The 16,696-nt window shown below is 62.2% G+C and carries 14 protein-coding genes and 1 pseudogene; 10 read left to right on the top strand and 5 right to left on the bottom strand.

Annotation, left to right across the window (positions count from 1 at the left end; translation table 11 throughout):
* Nucleotides 1-36: 36 nt before the first annotated feature.
* The gene (locus E6K76_11490) at nt 37-657 is read left to right on the top strand and encodes a DJ-1/PfpI family protein (protein ID TMQ57052.1); all 621 of its coding nucleotides are present in this window, start codon (nt 37-39) and stop codon (nt 655-657) included.
* A gap of 489 nt (nt 658-1,146) precedes the next feature.
* Here E6K76_11490 and E6K76_11495 read toward each other — a convergent pair whose 3' ends face one another.
* Nucleotides 1,147-1,539, bottom strand: a complete 393-nt coding sequence (locus tag E6K76_11495; protein ID TMQ57053.1) for a glyoxalase/bleomycin resistance/dioxygenase family protein — start codon at nt 1,537-1,539, stop codon at nt 1,147-1,149.
* Nucleotides 1,540-1,592: 53 nt separating this feature from the next.
* Nucleotides 1,593-2,093, bottom strand: a complete 501-nt coding sequence (locus E6K76_11500; GenBank protein TMQ57054.1) for a hypothetical protein — start codon at nt 2,091-2,093, stop codon at nt 1,593-1,595.
* A gap of 211 nt (nt 2,094-2,304) precedes the next feature.
* On the opposite strand from E6K76_11500, the gene E6K76_11505 reads away from it, so the two are divergent.
* Nucleotides 2,305-2,802: a DUF1772 domain-containing protein gene (locus E6K76_11505; protein ID TMQ57086.1), complete on the top strand. Its 498-nt coding sequence runs from the start codon at nt 2,305-2,307 to the stop codon at nt 2,800-2,802.
* A gap of 469 nt (nt 2,803-3,271) precedes the next feature.
* Entirely contained in the window at nt 3,272-4,150 is an 879-nt protein-coding gene (locus E6K76_11510; protein ID TMQ57055.1) for a hypothetical protein, read from the top strand.
* Between the two features lie 226 nt (nt 4,151-4,376).
* Here E6K76_11510 and E6K76_11515 read toward each other — a convergent pair whose 3' ends face one another.
* The gene (locus E6K76_11515; protein TMQ57056.1) at nt 4,377-4,718 is read right to left on the bottom strand and encodes a hypothetical protein; all 342 of its coding nucleotides are present in this window, start codon (nt 4,716-4,718) and stop codon (nt 4,377-4,379) included.
* Nucleotides 4,719-4,839: 121 nt separating this feature from the next.
* Between E6K76_11515 and E6K76_11520 the strand changes: the two genes are divergently transcribed.
* Nucleotides 4,840-5,163: a hypothetical protein gene (locus tag E6K76_11520; GenBank protein ID TMQ57057.1), complete on the top strand. Its 324-nt coding sequence runs from the start codon at nt 4,840-4,842 to the stop codon at nt 5,161-5,163.
* Between the two features lie 415 nt (nt 5,164-5,578).
* On the opposite strand, the gene E6K76_11525 is transcribed toward E6K76_11520, so the two are convergent.
* Nucleotides 5,579-7,624 (bottom strand): ATP-dependent helicase, encoded by a 2,046-nt coding sequence (locus E6K76_11525; GenBank protein ID TMQ57058.1) that lies wholly within the window; start codon nt 7,622-7,624, stop codon nt 5,579-5,581.
* 156 nt (nt 7,625-7,780) lie between these two features.
* On the opposite strand from E6K76_11525, the gene E6K76_11530 reads away from it, so the two are divergent.
* The 6 genes and pseudogenes from E6K76_11530 to E6K76_11555 all read left to right on the top strand — a co-directional run bounded on the left by E6K76_11530 (nt 7,781) and on the right by E6K76_11555 (nt 15,828).
* Nucleotides 7,781-9,190: a hypothetical protein gene (locus tag E6K76_11530; GenBank protein TMQ57059.1), complete on the top strand. Its 1,410-nt coding sequence runs from the start codon at nt 7,781-7,783 to the stop codon at nt 9,188-9,190.
* 213 nt (nt 9,191-9,403) lie between these two features.
* A pseudogene (locus E6K76_11535) lies at nt 9,404-9,652 on the top strand (DUF262 domain-containing protein).
* Entirely contained in the window at nt 9,565-9,750 is a 186-nt protein-coding gene (locus tag E6K76_11540) for a hypothetical protein (GenBank protein ID TMQ57087.1), read from the top strand. Before E6K76_11535 ends, E6K76_11540 begins: the two are co-directional and overlap by 88 nt.
* A gap of 516 nt (nt 9,751-10,266) precedes the next feature.
* A complete protein-coding gene (locus tag E6K76_11545; GenBank protein TMQ57060.1) occupies nt 10,267-10,545 on the top strand; it encodes a T9SS type A sorting domain-containing protein in 279 nt (92 codons plus the stop codon).
* Between the two features lie 761 nt (nt 10,546-11,306).
* The gene (locus tag E6K76_11550) at nt 11,307-14,693 is read left to right on the top strand and encodes a hypothetical protein (GenBank protein ID TMQ57061.1); all 3,387 of its coding nucleotides are present in this window, start codon (nt 11,307-11,309) and stop codon (nt 14,691-14,693) included.
* On the top strand, nt 14,590-15,828 hold the full coding sequence (locus tag E6K76_11555) for a T9SS type A sorting domain-containing protein (GenBank protein ID TMQ57062.1): 1,239 nt from the start codon (nt 14,590-14,592) through the stop codon (nt 15,826-15,828). Before E6K76_11550 ends, E6K76_11555 begins: the two co-directional genes overlap by 104 nt.
* Here E6K76_11555 and E6K76_11560 read toward each other — a convergent pair.
* Nucleotides 15,806-16,384, bottom strand: a complete 579-nt coding sequence (locus tag E6K76_11560; protein ID TMQ57063.1) for a hypothetical protein — start codon at nt 16,382-16,384, stop codon at nt 15,806-15,808. The two genes, E6K76_11555 and E6K76_11560, sit on opposite strands and share 23 nt — an antisense overlap.
* Nucleotides 16,385-16,696 lie beyond the last annotated feature (312 nt).

Below are 16,696 nucleotides of genomic sequence, written 5' to 3' on the forward strand. Positions count from 1 at the left end.
AGGTCTCGCTCATCGCGTGAACACCAGTGGTGTGAGATGAAGCGCAAGCGCGTTGGCATCCTCGTCTTCCCCAACGTCGAGGTGCTCGACTTCTGCGGCCCGTACGAGGTCTTCTCCGTAGCCCGTCTCGGTGAAGAGCGGCGCTGCGAGGAGTCCTCGCCCTTCGAGGTCCTTCTGCTTGCCGAGAGTGCTGACCCCGTGGTGGCAACCGGGGGGCTGCGCGTTATTCCCGACGCGACGCTTGAGACCTGTCCGCCCCTCGACATCCTCGTCGTGCCGGGCGGATGGGGAACGCGCAAGGAGATCAGCAACCAGCGTGTGTTGACGTGGATCGCGAACCGCGCGAAGGAGGTCGAGACACTCACATCGGTCTGCACTGGCGCCATGCTGCTCGGGCAGGCAGGATTGCTCGATGGACGGCGGGCGACCACGCACTGGCGCTCGCTCGACTGGATGCGACGGTCCTTCCCGGCTGTCACGGTGGAAGACAAGTTTCACGTCGTCGAGGACGGCCAGGTGCTAACGTCCGCTGGGATCTCAGCCGGTATCGACATGGCGCTGCTCGTGATCGCCCGCTACTTCGGCGATGTAGTCGGTCGAGCGACGGCGCGCCACATGGAATATCCGTTTCCGGACGACAATGGCCGGCGTGTCTGAGGCCGCGCCGGTTGCTGATGCGGGCGGGTGCCGTCCAGATTCACGTCCGTGATTTCGAGCACGACCCCGACCGGTCGGCGCATCATCGATCTCACTTACGAGTCCCGAACCGACGCTGCGCCGAGCGCATGCCCGTTGTGCCGCGAGAGGAACTCCTCAGCGCGTTTCGCCGCCAGCATTTCCCCGATGGTCGCGGCGCCGAGCGTCGGGAGCGCGGATTGTAGGTTCACGCTAGTGTGATGTCCCAGCGACGGCTTTACAAAGTCGTTCGATCTTTTCGAGGATAGGGTCGGCCGTGGCGGTCCAGTCGAAGGGTCGGCCACGGCGGTTGTGGTGTTGTGCGAAGCGATCGATCTTGGCCACGAGGATCACGGCAAGCCCGAAGTCTCCTCGGCACGGTATACCGTGAGCGCTGCGAATTACCGATTTCAACTGGAGGTGTGCGCCTAATGCACATCCGTTTGGGCGGCCATTCCGCGCGTCGCCGTTTCAATCTGTCCGTTGAACAAGTTGGATGGGATTGTCATCCGGATCAGCGATCCAAGCAGCGTGCAGCTTGCCGTCAAGAAAGTCATGGGCAGGAGAGAGAACAGGCGCGCCCTTAGCAACTAAGTCGTTCAATGCGGCATCAGTGTCGTCGGTCCAAAGGACGATTTCGATCCAGCGCCCTTCTCCCACCGGTCGAAGGCCGTGGTGTTTTTTGGCGGCCTCCACTGTCGCGATTCCGAGGTTGAACCCATCCTTCGTGAGTTCGATATGGACCGGTTCGCCTGACGCCGGAGTGCGAAAAGACTCAACAAAGCCGAGTTCCGAATAGAATGCCACCGCCCGAGAAGGATCGCGCGAGTAGAGATTTATCATTGGAGCTCTAAAGGTGGGCATCGTTGCATCCTTCCTTTCCTGCCCCGCACGGCGGCGGGTATACGGATATGTATTTAGGGTGCGTGCAGGTGACCGTCGTAATACCGGCCGACAATAATGGTGAGCGGCAGGCCAATGGTGAAGATCAGAATCACCGTCGCCACGACGAGATGGGAGAGCGAGAACGGTCGCGACGGGACGTTGCTGAGCGGCACGACCGCCAGGTTCATGACAAGCGACACGAAGATGCCGTAGAGGACCGCGGTGGCCCATTTGCGCTCGGTGACCCTCCCGATCCGCGGATAGACGACAAAGAAGAACAGCGTCCAGAGGAGCGCGATCGTATAGTGGCATGCGAGGCCGAGCGCGGCCGACGCGGGGCCTTCGTGGAAGGCCCGGACCCCCAAGATGCCGCTCGCGATTCCCTGCAGGATCCGGGTCGCCGGGACGCCGACGGTGACGCCGTAGTAGACGATCGCTACGAGAATGTCCAGGGTGCCGGCGACGAGCCAGGCCGCGGCGATCGATCGGAGTACACTGCGGGGCTTCGACGCGCGCTTCTTCGCCTCGCTCATTGCGCGACCGCGTAGCGGGTGGTCGCCGCGACCAAGGCGTGGTCGAACACCGCTGGTCGTTCGAATTTCGGACTAGTCCGTGCCGCGTACACCGCCACAGTCGGCCTCGTGACCGTGTATCGTAACATTAGTGCATTGGGCCGCAAGCGCGTTGATCTCGCGATGCCACCGCCACGTGTCGCAGAAGCGCAGCGTGCTGGGAGGGGAATCAATGGAGAGATCAGACGCAATGTCGGTGATTTTGTTGTGGCTGTTCGTCATGAATCTCGGTATCGCGTTCGGCGCAGGGCTGTACGAGCACCGAATCGTCGTGTCCAAGTGGATCAGTTTCTCCCGTGAAACCGGCGCCCACTGGAATGCCGAAGCCGCCCGTCTGGATGACACCGGGCGAAGGTTCTGGGCGTTCGTCACGACGCTGCCGCTCACGCTGCTTACCCTGGCAAACCTGCTTGCTGCATGGCGAGCTTCGGGCGCCGTTCGAGGCTGGTGGCTTGCGGCGGGACTTGCTGCACTGCTCGACCGAGTGTTCACTTTCTCCTATTTCATACCGACGATGGTCGGGCTGATGGGAGCGACGGATTCACCGAGGTCGGTCTCGGTCGCGACACAGTGGTGGAACCTCAACTTTCTGCGTCACGCGATCGTGTTAGGAGCATGGCTGGCCGCTTTGAGGGCGTTCGCATTATTCTATCAACAGCGCGGATCGTGAGTTGGCTGGCGCTGAGTACGCACTCCGAGAGAAGCTCGAGAACCGCTACCGAACCAGTCCGGTCTTCGCGGAATCGGGCAACGTGATGGCCCGAGCGCGACTCCCGCGGGCCGCGGATGGAGATGGTGGCGTAGTCATGGAAGCTCGGATCCTGCGCGTCGAGCGCGCAGTAGAACGATGGCGACGGAGAGCGGTTGTCATGAATTCGAAGTCGCTGATCATGATCGGACTTGTGGTCGGATCCACCCTTGGAAGCTACGTCCCGACATTGTGGGGTGCCGGCTCGCGGCAAGCTCAAGCTATCTCCAGCCCGCCTCAAGGCCATGCGCCTCCAAGGCAGGTACCTTGGTTATATGCGCCACCTCAAGACGAGGGCGAAGGCGGAGGTGCGTGCCCTCCGCACGAAGAAGGGGTCAAGGCGGCGATCAAACGGGCACGGAAGCTGGCAGGCGGGTAAGGTGAGGAACCAATGGCCATAATCGATAAGCTGAAACTCTGGTGGGACGCGAAGCGGGCATCTGCCGTATCAGCGCTCGGCCTTGTGCTCACACTTGGGATTGCAGCGGCGGGCTGTGGTTCCAAGCAAGAAACCGCAAAGGGGCAGACCCTCATCGTTTCAAAGCAAGATACCATCAAGGGGCAGGTCTTCATCGTCACCCAAGGGCGCGAGAATGTAAAGCTCGGGTTGGTCACGGTAGCCTTATTCTCAGAGGCAGCCGTCCGAGATCACATAGCCGCGAGACAAGCAGTGGCGAATGCGAATCGAGCTGCCTTGCCGTCCAAAGTCTCTGAGGCGAAGGCTGCACTCGAGACAGCCCAGGCGAAGTATGAGAACGCTCTGCGGGTCGCAAATGCCCAAGAGGCAGCGTTCGACAAGAGGTTGGCGGAATATGAGTCAGTGCTCGAGGAGATTCAGGTTGGTAAGGCTGGGGCCCGAGAGTCTCTCGATAAGCCACCGTCACCGGAATCATTGAGAGTGAGAGCCCATTCAAGTCGGCTGGCCGAGGAGCGGAGCCTCAAAGAAGTGAGAAGGCGTGCGGGTGCGCTAGTCGCTCTTCAATCGGGCAGCGAGGTTTGGGATTCAGGGGCGTATTATTTCAGCGATCTGCCAATGCCACTTGCCACTGCGCAGACCGACGCGGACGGAGAATTCCTGATTAAAGTCCCGCCGCAGGGTCATTTCGTTCTAGCTGCCCGCGCACAGCGCCACGTATTCGGTGCCACCGAGGACTACTTCTGGCTTGTCCGAATTCCTGAGAATGCAAGGCAAGGCACGAAGATTCTGCTCAGCAATAATACGCTGACGAGAGCAGATTCGCCCCTCTCGCTCATCCATACCACGAAGTGACGTGTCTGACTCCCGGAGATCGGTCCAAAATAGGAGCAGATCTGCCTTCTCGATGCTCTGGACGGCGCGACGGGTGAGGGCGGGTGAGTCGATCTCGGTCCCCGAGCACGCGGAGTACTACGACCGCGGGCTGCACATGGAGATGGTGGCGTAGATGCCAGTGCTGCCAGACCTTCGAGATCCGTGCGACGCGTTAGACAAATTGGCAAGGGAGCGCCTTCGAGTACTAGGTGCTACCAATGATGTTGAAATCGTCGATCACTTTCTGAACTTTTGCATTACAGGCTGGGCTCTCGGTGACTATGTCAAACACGCCTTCCACCTCTTGGGCGCGGCAGAGCAGAACGCCTACTCCGTATGGCTTGGCAACCCCTTGATAGCAGCGTGTCGCGACATTGCGAATAGAACGAAGCACTTCCAGCTCGACAAGAAAGCTACAACCCGAGAGGTTCGTATTTCCAAGAGGGGCGTCGTAGACGTCTATGCGAATGAGAAAGGGGATCTGTTCCCAGAGCTCCGCGAGAACGCTCCAGTCATTGAGGTCGTACTCGATAATGGAACGCATCATGACATGTGGGAGTTCCTACACGGTGTCATCACTTACTGGGAGAACGATCTGCGGACTCGTGGCTTGGAGTGCCCTTAGGTTGAAGAGAGCTCCCAATTAGTCGTTCGTGAAAGGAGCCCGAATGCCAAGGGGCGGGAAAAAGGTCTCGATCGGAGGAGAGCTCGTATCAGCGCGCCGGTCACTTCGTGCTTTGGAACAAACGCCGAAGCGGTTGGCGGCGCAGGTGCGCAACATCGGCCGGAACAATTCCGCCACGCCGAAGGGTAAGCCCTGCCGCAAGCTCAAGTTATTGCCCGCCCGCCTCAAAGCCCTCCGGCTCCACGGCAAGTACTTGGGCTACCTCCGGCACCTGAAGCCCAAGCAGAAGGCGAAGGTGCGGCGACTGCGTGAGGAGAAGGGGGTCATGGCGGCGATCAAGCAGGCACGCAAGCTGGCCGGCAGGTAGGAGCGGCGGAGGTGCGTGCGTTGCGCCAGCGTCGCGGTGTTTAATGCAGCGATTGCCCACGCCAGTCGCAAGCTCAGGGGCCAATGATTGCCATGAATTCGAAATCGCTGATCATGATCGGACTTGTGGTCGGATCCATCGTTGGAAGCTACGTTCCGGCTTTGTGGGGCGCTGGCTGGCTGTCGATCGCCTCCGTTCTAATTGGAGGAATCGGCGGGCTGCTCGGCATTTGGGCCGGCTACAAGGTCTCCCGGCTTTGAGGAAGGCGGAGGTGCGGGCCCTCCGTGCGAAGAAGGGGGTCAGAGCAGCGATTGCGCGGGCACGCAAGCTCGCCACCTAGTCACGGTCGCATTTCGTGAAGTTAGGCACCGGAGATTTCGACTGGCGTATTGCATCCTGGCGCTTCACGGAAGCGTTAGCACCCTGCCCAGTTTTCTCCACGAACTGCATTTGGAAGGTGCCCCACTAATTCGCGAAGGAGCGTAGAGGCAAAGAGGCGGGGCCGCCGGCCAGAGCCCCGCTCCGAGGCCCGAATGAAGAGGCCGATTTGTTTGGCTTCTCCGAAGGTCGTTGATCTGGCGCGCGAGAATATGAGTGTCTTGCGCGCCCGCGTCAGGGAGACATACAAAAGCCTGCGCTGCTCCTCAATGAATTCTTCTCGCGTTCCCGGGTATCCATCGCGGTATTCCCCGGGGATCGCTTCATCGCACATTCCGAGAATATAGACGTGCTCCGCTGTTACGCCCTTCGCTCCCCAGAGCGTTGTGACTTGGAGCTGAACCCCCGTCTTAGGTACGAACGGCTCACGCGTTGCTACCAGGTAGCGCATTTGCCTAATTGCGTAGCGCATTAGGTCGGATACGTCGGACTCTGGATGGTCCGCTAAGCGCTCTTGAGCGAGGGCAATCGTCTTATCGGTCAACAATTCTAGGTCGGCCCGAGCTGTTTCCGCGTCTCCGGTGGCGGTGCCGATCCACAGGTCGGGGCTGAACAGTGCGCGAATTCTCTCCTCGAAACTCACATGCGGTTCCACGAAGCCAGCCCGCAGCTCTTTGAACCGCTGGCCGCGATCGAGGAGATTTGCACCTCCCTGACCAGGCGGTCGTTGGTCCGCCATCTGCACAACTTTCCTTTCAGTAATCGTATCGTTGCATGCGCGAAGGAAGCGGAGGTATGCAGGGGCGTTTCGCTTTGGAGCCTTGAAGTGCTCTCCGTCCGTTGAGTTCGCATACGCCAGCCACATGCGCCAAGTCACGGGGTCCGCATCGTGGAGAAGGGACGCGAACAGGAATGCCTCTCGCGTGGGCCAACTCTCCAGAATGCTCTCGGAGAAACTGAGATCGATACCCAGATCTCCCTGGATTTCCAGCATGCGATCCCTAAGCCAGTAGCCAAACCTGCGCCGGGTCACCATTGCCAAGTGCCGTTCCGCGGGACATCGGCGGATGTTATCCACGATCGCCTTTGCCATGCCGCGTGCCTCGTCTTGCGGGGTGGCCCAGGTGACGACGTGAATGTTGGCGGCCTGTTCGGATCCACCCGTCATCGGGGGTGGATAGTGTGACATGAGATAGTTCGCTGCCACCACCACAGGGACCGGGCATCTCTGGCAGTCGGGTAGGTGCACGTCGCGCACTACCTGGCCCGCCTGGGCGGCCATAGCACCCAGCTTTTGTAAGCCCTCGCGATCGTTGCCGCGAAAGGCGTAGATGGACTGTCGCGGATCACCGAGGGCCAGGAACTGGCCTCCATCGCGGCGCAACCGGAAGAAGAGATTCTGTTCTCCGGGTGTGAGGTCCTGGAATTCATCAACGATGATGTACTTGAACTGAAGATCGGAGTAGTCACCCTGGTTGATGCTATCAAGCAACAGTCCGGGCAACTCGCTTATCAACCTGGCTTGATGGCGCGTCAGCCATCGGAAGACCGCCTGCCAAAGGGCTACATCCTCGACGTGCCTTGCTTCATGATCGTGGAGCGCCTGATTGGCGGCGGGCTGCCGACGGAGTCGCGCCCGGAGCTCCGGATGCTCCTCTAGCACGTCGTAGAGCATGGCCTCACGCTCATGATCCATGAGGAGGCGGAGGTCGCCGCCGATAACGCCGAGACAGAGCGCGTGAACTGTGCGGATTGCGGGGTTACCATCATGCGGAGAAGCGGCCAGCGCCTCGTTGATGCCTGTCTCGAGCTGTTTCGCGATGACTCGATTGAACGCCACCACGAGGACCTCCCGCCCTCGCGCCGCCAACCCATCCGGGTGGAGGAGCCGTTGGACCCGGCGGACTAGGCCAAAGGTCTTCCCGGTCCCCGGTCCCGCCTCCACTCGCATGACGGATACATCATCATTGATCAGCGGAAGGGCTTGCGTACCTTGAACACCCTGATTCCAGGGGCGCTCAAGGTCGTACTCTAGCCGTGGCGGCGGCTGCGAATCGGGATGCACGCTGGGAAGGGTAGGCATGCAGGGGATTCGCGGTCAAGGGACGTGGCTGGCGGTGAGCCGCAGTCCGATCCTTAACCTAGGTTCGAACGTCACCCGCAACCCTGTCCTGCCACCGCTGGTCCACCTTGCGCCGCATGGTTTCTCGGTCCGAGTAGTCGGTGTATCCTTCGCTTCATGCTATCAATCGAGGAAGTCCAACGAATCGTCTCACAGGGGTCGTGGGAATTACTAATCGGGCAGACCGAAGGGGACTTTTTCGACTGCAAGAGGACGGCTTACCGACTCGAAGAGAACCGGCAGCGCGAGGAGCTGGTGAAGGATGTCTCATCCTTCGCAAATGCGCAGGGCGGATTTGTTCTCCTCGGCTTCGAAACAAAGCCCAGCGCCACCCATCCGGCGGATGAGGTCGAGTCCCTCCGACCGTTTGGCAGCGAGCATCTGGACGCCAGCCGGTACTACGCCATCCTACGCGACTGGGTCCTGCCCGACATCGACGGTTTGAGCATCCGCTGGGTTCCGAAGTCACCGGGAAGCATGGAAGGGTTCGGTATCATCGAGATTCCACCGCAGAGGGAGGTTCACAGGCCATTCGTGCTCGTGCACACTGTCCAGGAGGATGGACGTCGACGGGGGCTGCTGGTCGGGTACGTTCAACGGAAGCGCGATGTGAGCCAGCCCGCGGCTCCGCACGAGGTCGCGCAGTGGCTCCGGGACGGACGGAACTACCAGGGCCGGGTTGGAACGGAACTCGCCGACATTAGGGCGAGGCTTGAGAAGATTCAGAGCGGAGGAACGAGCGGGGGCGAGGCGGGAGACGCGGCCATAGATCCCGCGGTCGCCCAGGTCCGGCTTGACGACGCCCTTGGGGCCACGGGTCTCGTGAACCGACCCCACTACGTGCTCGCGGCGTGGCCCGCGCCCAAGTCCGAGCCCCGGACGATCCTCCAGACCGGTCCGGATACGATTACAGCGCTTCTCGAGAACCCCCCGAGCCTGCGCTACGCTGGGTGGAGTCTGGAAACGTTCGATCATGCCATGGGCATCGTTGAGGGAAAGTACAGACAAGTAACGAACGGGGATCGAAAGGTACTCCGCCTCTATCGGGATGGGATGCTGCTCCATGCGGTATCAGCGGGTGAGGACTTCCTGGGGTGGGGGAGTCCGGAGGAGTACCGCCAGAGCCCTCGAATCATTTCCCTGGCGATCATCGAGGTGACGTACCTCTTCTGTCTGTTCTACGCAGAGGTGATCAAGGACCTCGCTATTCCGCCGAAGACTATCACCTTCGCCATTCGGCTCGGAAAGATGCATTCAGCCACGGACAAGCCGATCCGGCTCAATCCGTATCCGGCGGCCTCCGCACTCCAGTTTCTAGAGCACCGTCAGTTTCCGGCGCCGGAAGAGTACTACGCTCCCGACATTCAAGTCCGAGCCGAAGGGTTTGATCCCGCGGCCGTCGCGTTCGGGATCGTGCGCGAAATCTATTTGTGGTTCCGGGTCGAGGCCAGCGATATCCCTTACACGGACTGGGTTTCTGGCTCGCAGGTGATCAGCGCGGAAAAGATCAAGAGTAGCTCGAAGTAGGACATACCGTGATAGGGAATGCCCGGCGAACCCCACTGCCGCCGCTGACGCGTGGGCCCGCACAAGCCTACCCCTGCAGCGTGAGTCGCCCCCTCGATGCTCCTCCGCAGGGACGAGGGGCTCCCCACACTGAATCGAAGGCCGAGTGCGCGGCTGCCGCCCCAACGAAGGCTAAGCGCGAGAGCCGCGACCTGGTATCCTGGGAACCCTCACATGGCCAAAGCCGAAGCTTCCGTCGAAGAACTTGTTGGAATGATCGAACGCGGCGAGTTGCGTCTTCCGGAGATGCAGCGCCGCTACGTCTGGCGCTCCACCCGCGTGCGTGATCTGCTCGACTCGCTCTATCGCGGGTACCCCTCGGGCGCGATCCTTCTCTGGGAGACCGACGAGGAGGTGCCGTTGCAGGAGATGGCCGTCACCCAACAGTCGAACCCCTACCAGAGCACGCGGCTCCTACTCGACTTGTGCAGGAAACGCTCGTTCGAGCCTTGAACCATATAGACACCTTCGAAGCAGACCGCCCTGGGGCGTTCCTCGCGTACCTGCGTCCCTTCTTATGAGGTCGCGGTTTGAGAGAACGTCGGGAAATTACGGAGAGAGCTCATCACTCAACACAGGAAGCAGAGATTGGCATCTCGAGGTGGTGGAAAGAAGGGGAGCAGGTCAATTGGCTCGCCTCGGAGCAGGAGCGAAGGTCCTGCGGGGACCGCTTCATAGACGTTCTCGACGACGATGACGATTCCATGCGGCCGATCATGTGGCCGTATATCCGCGCGATGCGGAACGAGGGCATCGAGTGGCCGCCGCGGTGGGACCGGGACAGGGTTTCGCTACGCTGACCCTACGAGCCCTTAACTGGCACTATTCGGTTGGTGTCAGTATTCATTGCGTACGTCAAGAAACAAGAACGATCACCGCTAGCGCGGTGCCTTCGGTGTAGGCAGTCGTCCTTGAGCTGGAGCACCTGTCTATCCGCGCACATAGGTTGATCCACCGAAATATCTATCCTCGATGAGACCCCATCTGAAAATACGCCGGGCTGACCTTGACAAGAAGCGGAGCCTGAAGAACCGTGTGTGATACAACGCGGGAGGATCCTGCGGTGCCGGCGAGCACGCGAGATTCAATTCTCACTCTCATTCGACGCCCGAGTCTCACTCGCTGTACACGATGTATCCGGACGTCTGGTCGTTCGCCTTCTGACAAGTCGAGCGTACCCAGCTGGTAGGCACTCCGTCAGGTTTCCCTCTATTAGGTTTTCGAGCGGGGTCTATTTCGTGAAGCTGGATACAGAGAGTCTCCGCTTCCCGAACCAAAAAGTCACCCGCACTCGGAAGATGGTTGTCGTTCGGTAAATAAAGCGCCTGCACCCAATAGGAGCGTCGAAACGGGGAAGGGGAGCTAGCCCCGCAGTCGCCGAATCCCCTCATAGAGCTCCTCATCGGATACATGGGTATAGATCGTGGTCGTCAGCGGGCTCGAATGCCACCTTCGCCGGGACAGCGCCTGGCGTTCCAGGCGTGGCCGTGCGTGATCCCGCCCGAAAGTGGGGGCACTACGACTCGGAACTTCCCGTGGCCGTGATCGGCGTGACGTTGTCGGGGTGTCTAACAACCACGTCGGCCCTCGGGTCCTATGTGTTGCGGATCAAGAATCTCGATCTCGTGGACGGGCTCGAGGCGACGCAGGACGCGGGCGAGTATGTGTCATTTCGAGACCTAAACGTCCTTAATCAGGAAGCGTTGGGCCGCCTCTGGCGTCTACTTCCTGCGCTTACAGTTCGAGGGGCAAGTCAGAAGCGCAAAGGTCGTGGTGGCGCAGTAGTGGTCTAGCTCAAAGCTCCGGGGCGCAGACCGAACAGGGAGGCATGGTCAATGCGCTTCATCCTGCTGAGTTCATTCCGCAGTCGCGCAACATCTAGTCATCCACGTTCAGTCAGTCTCTTCAGCCGTTCTGATTTCCTCCAGCACGCTTGCCTTGTTGCCGGCGTCTGGGTGGGGAGAATTCAAGCGGCGCTGATTCTCGGCGGCGTCGCGACACTTGAGGGCTCGCGCCTGCGCGGTCCTGAGAATTGACGCGCACAGTGGCGTGATGCCGCTGCGCATTGGAGGGGGTCATGCAAGCCGATCTTCGGACCCGGATTGCTATCACCGCAGTAGTTCTGGCTTCTTCGGCTGTCCTTGCGGGCAATGCTCTCGCCATCTCGAGTCGGACGCTGATCGCGCCGACGGGCGCGGCGGCGGGTGATCGCTTCGGCTCTTCGGTGTCCTCAGCTGGGGACGTGAACGGGGACGGGTACGCCGACGTGATCGTGGGGGCCTACTTCAACGATGCCGGGGGCCCGGACGCGGGCCGGGCGTACGTGTACTACGGAGGTCCTGGAGCGGACGCGGTGACGGACCTGACGCTGACGGGCGCCGCGGCGTTTGACCGTTTCGGCACTTCGGTGTCCTCGGCGGGAGACGTGAACGGGGACGGGTACGCCGATGTGATCGTGGGGGCGCCTTTTAACGACACCGGGGGGGCAGAGGCGGGCCGTGCTTACGTGTACTACGGGGGTCCTGGGGCGGACGCGGTGGCGGACCTGATCCTGACGGGCACCGCGGCGGGGGACAATTTCGGTGGTCGAGTGTCGTCAGCGGGGGACGTGACCGGGGACGGGTACGCCGATGCACTTCGTAACGACGCCGGGGGGACTGACGCGGGCCGGGCGTACGTGTACTACGGGGGTCCGGGTGCGGACGCGGTGGCGGACCTGACGCTAACGGGCGCCGCGGCGGGTGATCTCTTCGGCAATTCGGTGTCCTCGGCGGGAGACGTAAATGGGGACGGGTACGCTGATGTGATCGTGGGGGCAGACTTCAACAATGCCGGGGGGTCCCACGCGGGCCGGGCGTACGTGTACTACGGGGGTCCGGGTGCGGACGCGGTGGCGGACCTGACGCTGACCGGCGCTGCGGCGAATGATCTCTTCGGCGTTTCGGTGTCCTCGGCGGGGGACGTGAACGGGGATGAGTACGCCGATGTGATCGTGGGAGCAACCGGGGGGTTGGGCGCGGGCTGGGCGCAAGTCACAGCCATTTATCCCTACCAGGTTCTCTCCCCCAACGGAGGAGAGCAGTGGGTCGCGGGGCATCCGTCTACGGTGCGCTGGCTCGGACATGACCCTGCCGATCTCGCCGTCTCCTCCGATGGAGGCTCAACGTGGAGCACAATGGCGAGCGGCGTCGGCGGGCTCGAGGAGAACGAGTTCACGCTGACCGCTCCCGGGCCTGCGACAGACCTGGCGAAGGTGAGGCTGACATACTCTGGTCTGGCTTCGAAGCGCTCGAATTCCGATTTGAGCGACGGGGTGTTCCGGATCGTGCTCCCGGTGGTGCCTCCGGCGGCGGCATATCGCCTTCAGCGGACATTCGTAGGCGCCGCGGGGTCTGACTGGTTCGGCTGGTCGGTGTCCTCGGCGGGGGACATGAACGGGGACGGGTACGCGGATGTGATCGTCGGGGCGTACTTTAACGATGCCGGAGGAGCGAACGCGGGCCGAGCATACGTGTACTACGGGGGCCCGGGGGCAGACGCCGTGGCGGACCTGACGCTGACGGGCGCCGCGGCGGGTGATGAGTTCGGCATTTCGGTGTCCTCGGCTGGGGACGTGAACGGGGACGGGTACGCCGACGTGATCGTGGGGGCGGACTTGAACGCTGCCGGGGGGCCGGGCGCGGGCCGGGCGTACGTGTTCTACGGGGGTCCGGGGGCGGACGCGGTGGCGGACCTGACGCTGACGGGCGCCGCGGCGGGTGATGCCTTCGGCAATTCGGTGTCCTCGGCCGGGGACGTGAACGGGGACGGGTACGCCGACGTGATCGTAGGAGCGTACCTAAATGATGCCGGGGGGACGGACGCGGGCCGGGCATACGTCTACTACGGGGGCCCGGGGGCGGACGCGGTGGCGGACCTGACGCTGACGGGCGCCGCGGCGGGCGATAGCTTCGGCTATTCGGTGTCCTCGGCGGGAGATGTGAACGGGGACAGTTACGCCGATGTGATCGTAGGAGCGTACCTAAATGATGCCGGAGGGGCGGACGCGGGCCGGGCGTACGTGTACTACGGGGGGCCTGGGGCGGACGCGGTGGCGGACCTGACGCTGACGGGCGCCGTGGCTAATGATCGCTTCAGCTGGGCGGTGTCCTCGGCGGGGGACGTGAACGGGGATGGCTACGCCGACGTGATCGTGGGAGCGTTCGGGAACTCTGCCGGGGGGGCGCAGGCCGGCCGCGCCTACGTGTACTACGGGGGTCCGGGGGCGGACGCGGTGGCGGACCTGACGCTGACTGGCGCCGCGGCGTTTGACTGGTTCGGCTATCGGGTGTCCTCGGCGGGGGACGTGAATGGGGACGGGTACGCCGATGTGATCGTAGGGGCGAACGCGAACGACGCTGGGGGGGCGAACGCGGGCCGGGCGTACGTGTACTACGGGGGTCCGGGGGCGGACGCAGTAGCGGACCTGACGCTGACAGGCGCCGCTGCCGGTGATGCCTTCGGCATTTCGGTGTCCTCGGCTGGGGACGTGAACGGGGACGGGTATGCCGATGTGATCGTGGGGGCGTACCAGAACGATGCCGGGGGGGGCGACGCGGGCGCAGCGTACCTCTACGACCTCAACCGCTACTTCGTGCTCTCCCCCAATGGGGGCGAGACGTGGAACGTGGGCGCCGCGAAGAGCATTTCGTGGCTCGGGGCCGAGCCGGCGGATGTCCTGCTCTCCACGGACGGCGGTAAGACCTATGATCTTCTCCGCTCCGGCGTGGGCGGTGCGCCTCAAAACACAATCCCGCTTCGCGTCCCCCACTCACCGACCAAATTCGCGCGCGTCAGAATCCTACCGAGTCTCTCGACCGTGGGCGGCCAGGACGAGTCCGACTCGACCTTCACGATTCAGACTTCGGTGGCGTTGTTGGCGCTCTTGGCGGCACCCGCGCCGAACGGCGCCCGCGGCGCAGTAATCTCCTGGCAGACCGACCCAGGGCCGGAGGATCTAGCGGGCTACAGACTCGAGCACGCGTTGGGCGGCGCCGAGTGGCGGACGCTCGTCACGCTGACGCGCGAGACGAGCTATTTGGATCCCTCCTCAGGCCCCGCGACCCGATATCGTCTCTTCGCGGTGAACGGGTTCGGCGAGGAGCTCTTACTAGGCGAAACCTTTTTCCGCCCTGCAGCCCCGCTCGCCGCTTGGCCGTTGCCGTATCGCGGTGGGAATCTCTCGATCGCGTTTGCGACGCACGGCGCGCTTGGCGGCGGACCGGGCTCCGCGGAGGTATCGCTCTACGATGTCTCGGGCCGACTGGTGCGTACGATCGCGAGAGGGCAGTACCCCGCGGGTTATCAATCCGCGATTTGGGATGGCCGCGACCTACAGGGGAGGAGGGCGGCCTCAGGCATTTACTTCCTGCGCTCTACGACAGCGGGTGAGGATCGGGCGATCAAGTTTGTCGTTGTTCGTTGAGGTAGCCCCGCCCATGCTACGCCTGACTCGTTTCATCACGGCACTTGTTCTGAGCGGTGGATTTCTCGTTACAATCGCCGCACCGCTTGGAGCGACGAATCTCTTCGGCCTCATTGATACTGGGGAGCTCTACAAGTCTACGAACAACGGCGCGACGTGGTCGGCCGTCGCTGCGATCCCGGTCCGGGACGCCGTCGGGTTCGCAGCTGGCTCCAGTAGCTCGGAGCTTTATCTCGCGTCACGGTCAGGGACCGTTTATCGCTCAAGCGACGGGGGGTCGAACTGGACCGCCGTGGGCGCGGTCGTCGCTTCGGGCGTCGTAGGGTTCACCCTCTCCCCGTTCGGCAACGTGCTGGTCCTGACCCGCACGGGGACGCTCTATTCCTCAAGTAACCAGGGGACTACGTTCACGGCGATCGCCGCACTCGTCGGGTCGGATTGGGTGGGCTTGGCGCGGGGTCCGTTGGGAAGGCTCTATGCCGTGACCAAAACGGGTCAAGTCGCGGAGAGTCAGAATCAGGGCTCGACTTGGACCACGGTTGGAGTGATCAGGACGTCCGACGCGGTATCGATTAGGCGGCTCGGCGCTCAGCTCTTTGTGCTCGCCTCGACCGGGGAGATTTATCGAAGCATCAACTACGGGGTGAGCTGGACTCCCGTGGGGGCACTTTCGCAGGGGAACATGAGCGCGCTTGTCGACCTCGACGCCCAGCTCATGGCGGCCACGAGGGAGGGCGAAGTCGCCGCCTCTTCGAACGGTGCCTCGTGGACATGGGTAGGCGCGATCAATCAGCTCAATGTCGTGGCCCTCGGGACCGATTCGCCGCAAGTGACCGGCATCGCGGACGGGCAGTCGCCCCCGAAGTTCGCGGCGGCGGCACCGTACCCCAATCCGCGCGTAGGCGCGGGGGGAGCAACCTTCGGGTTCACCCTCTCGCGGGCGGGCGGCGTGCGCGTGGAGATCTTCGACGCTCAGGGACGTCTGCGGTCGGCGCGCGCGTTCGAGTCGTTCGCGACGGGCGGATATCACGCGATCCGATGGGACCCCGCTTCGATAGGTCCAGGGACGTATGTGGTCCGCCTGGTGACCGACTCAGGCCAAGCGGCGCGCGTCAAGTGGACCTTCGTGCGGTAGAAGCGCGATCCGGCTGCGCTTCCATCCTTCTCCAGGCACCACGTAACGACGCGATCCACAACCGGATCGACGTCGGGCACGAGTGTTCGCAATGACGGGACTTTCGATTCCTGGCGAAGGATCGCGAGGCTTCGGGGGTCTTGGCATCGAACGCGGGGCGTCCAGAAAACAGCTCGTAGAGCAAGAGTCCGAGGGAATACAAGTCGCTGCGCTTCGTGACCTCCGTGCCGAGGAATTGCTCCGGTGCCAATGTAGGCAGGGGTCCCCGCCCGGACCTCCGCACTGCGGATGTTCTTCGCGAGCCCGGCGAGGCCGAAGTCTGCGATGCGCGCTTGGAAGCGGTTAGATCTCCGGCGTCGTTGTCGGCCCTTGCAGAGCACCGAGGACATCTAGTGTTAGACCGGAACCACGGTTCGGTTTCGGGACCCAAAAAGGAGGGACTTGAATGAAAATCAACGCAAGCAGACTTAGCCTCCCGCTGGTCGTAACCCTGGTTTTCCTCTGCGGTGCGACCTCGGCCTTGGCTGCAAGAGCCCAATTGAATCCGGCGAAACACTCAATCACCGATCTGACCAAGGTTGCGGAGAAAACGACGCTAAAGGAGGGTGAGAACACGGTCTTCACTGCTCCAGATGGCTACACGGTCACGGCTTTAGTCAAGTCGGGGAAGGTCTCGAGTTGGATCGTGAGAAATGAGAATGGCGCACTGGTAAAGACGAAACTCTACAGGCGGACTGTCGCTCGGCGAATCCGTTGCTGGCACTGCTATAAGAGCAAGGATGGAACCATCAATTGCTTCGAGATCAAGTGCCCGTTCTGAGGTCTCCGATGTGATAGCTCCCCTAGGTCAAACCCATCGGCAGCGTCG

The sequence above is a fragment of the Candidatus Eisenbacteria bacterium genome, from assembly GCA_005893275.1.
GTDB lineage: Bacteria > Eisenbacteria > RBG-16-71-46 > SZUA-252 > SZUA-252 > WS-7.

Bases quoted from the DNA above. Each gene is read 5' to 3' on its own strand.
- E6K76_11490 (TMQ57052.1), top strand. From the start codon at position 37: ATGAAGCGCAAGCGCGTTGGCATCCTCGTCTTCCCCAACGTCGAGGTG.
- E6K76_11495 (TMQ57053.1), bottom strand. From the start codon at position 1,539: ATGCCCACCTTTAGAGCTCCAATGATAAATCTCTACTCGCGCGATCCT.
- E6K76_11500 (TMQ57054.1), bottom strand. From the start codon at position 2,093: ATGAGCGAGGCGAAGAAGCGCGCGTCGAAGCCCCGCAGTGTACTCCGA.
- E6K76_11505 (TMQ57086.1), top strand. From the start codon at position 2,305: ATGGAGAGATCAGACGCAATGTCGGTGATTTTGTTGTGGCTGTTCGTC.
- E6K76_11510 (TMQ57055.1), top strand. From the start codon at position 3,272: ATGGCCATAATCGATAAGCTGAAACTCTGGTGGGACGCGAAGCGGGCA.
- E6K76_11515 (TMQ57056.1), bottom strand. From the start codon at position 4,718: ATGATGCGTTCCATTATCGAGTACGACCTCAATGACTGGAGCGTTCTC.
- E6K76_11520 (TMQ57057.1), top strand. From the start codon at position 4,840: ATGCCAAGGGGCGGGAAAAAGGTCTCGATCGGAGGAGAGCTCGTATCA.
- E6K76_11525 (TMQ57058.1), bottom strand. From the start codon at position 7,624: ATGCCTACCCTTCCCAGCGTGCATCCCGATTCGCAGCCGCCGCCACGG.
- E6K76_11530 (TMQ57059.1), top strand. From the start codon at position 7,781: ATGCTATCAATCGAGGAAGTCCAACGAATCGTCTCACAGGGGTCGTGG.
- E6K76_11550 (TMQ57061.1), top strand. From the start codon at position 11,307: ATGCAAGCCGATCTTCGGACCCGGATTGCTATCACCGCAGTAGTTCTG.
- E6K76_11555 (TMQ57062.1), top strand. From the start codon at position 14,590: ATGGCCGCGACCTACAGGGGAGGAGGGCGGCCTCAGGCATTTACTTCC.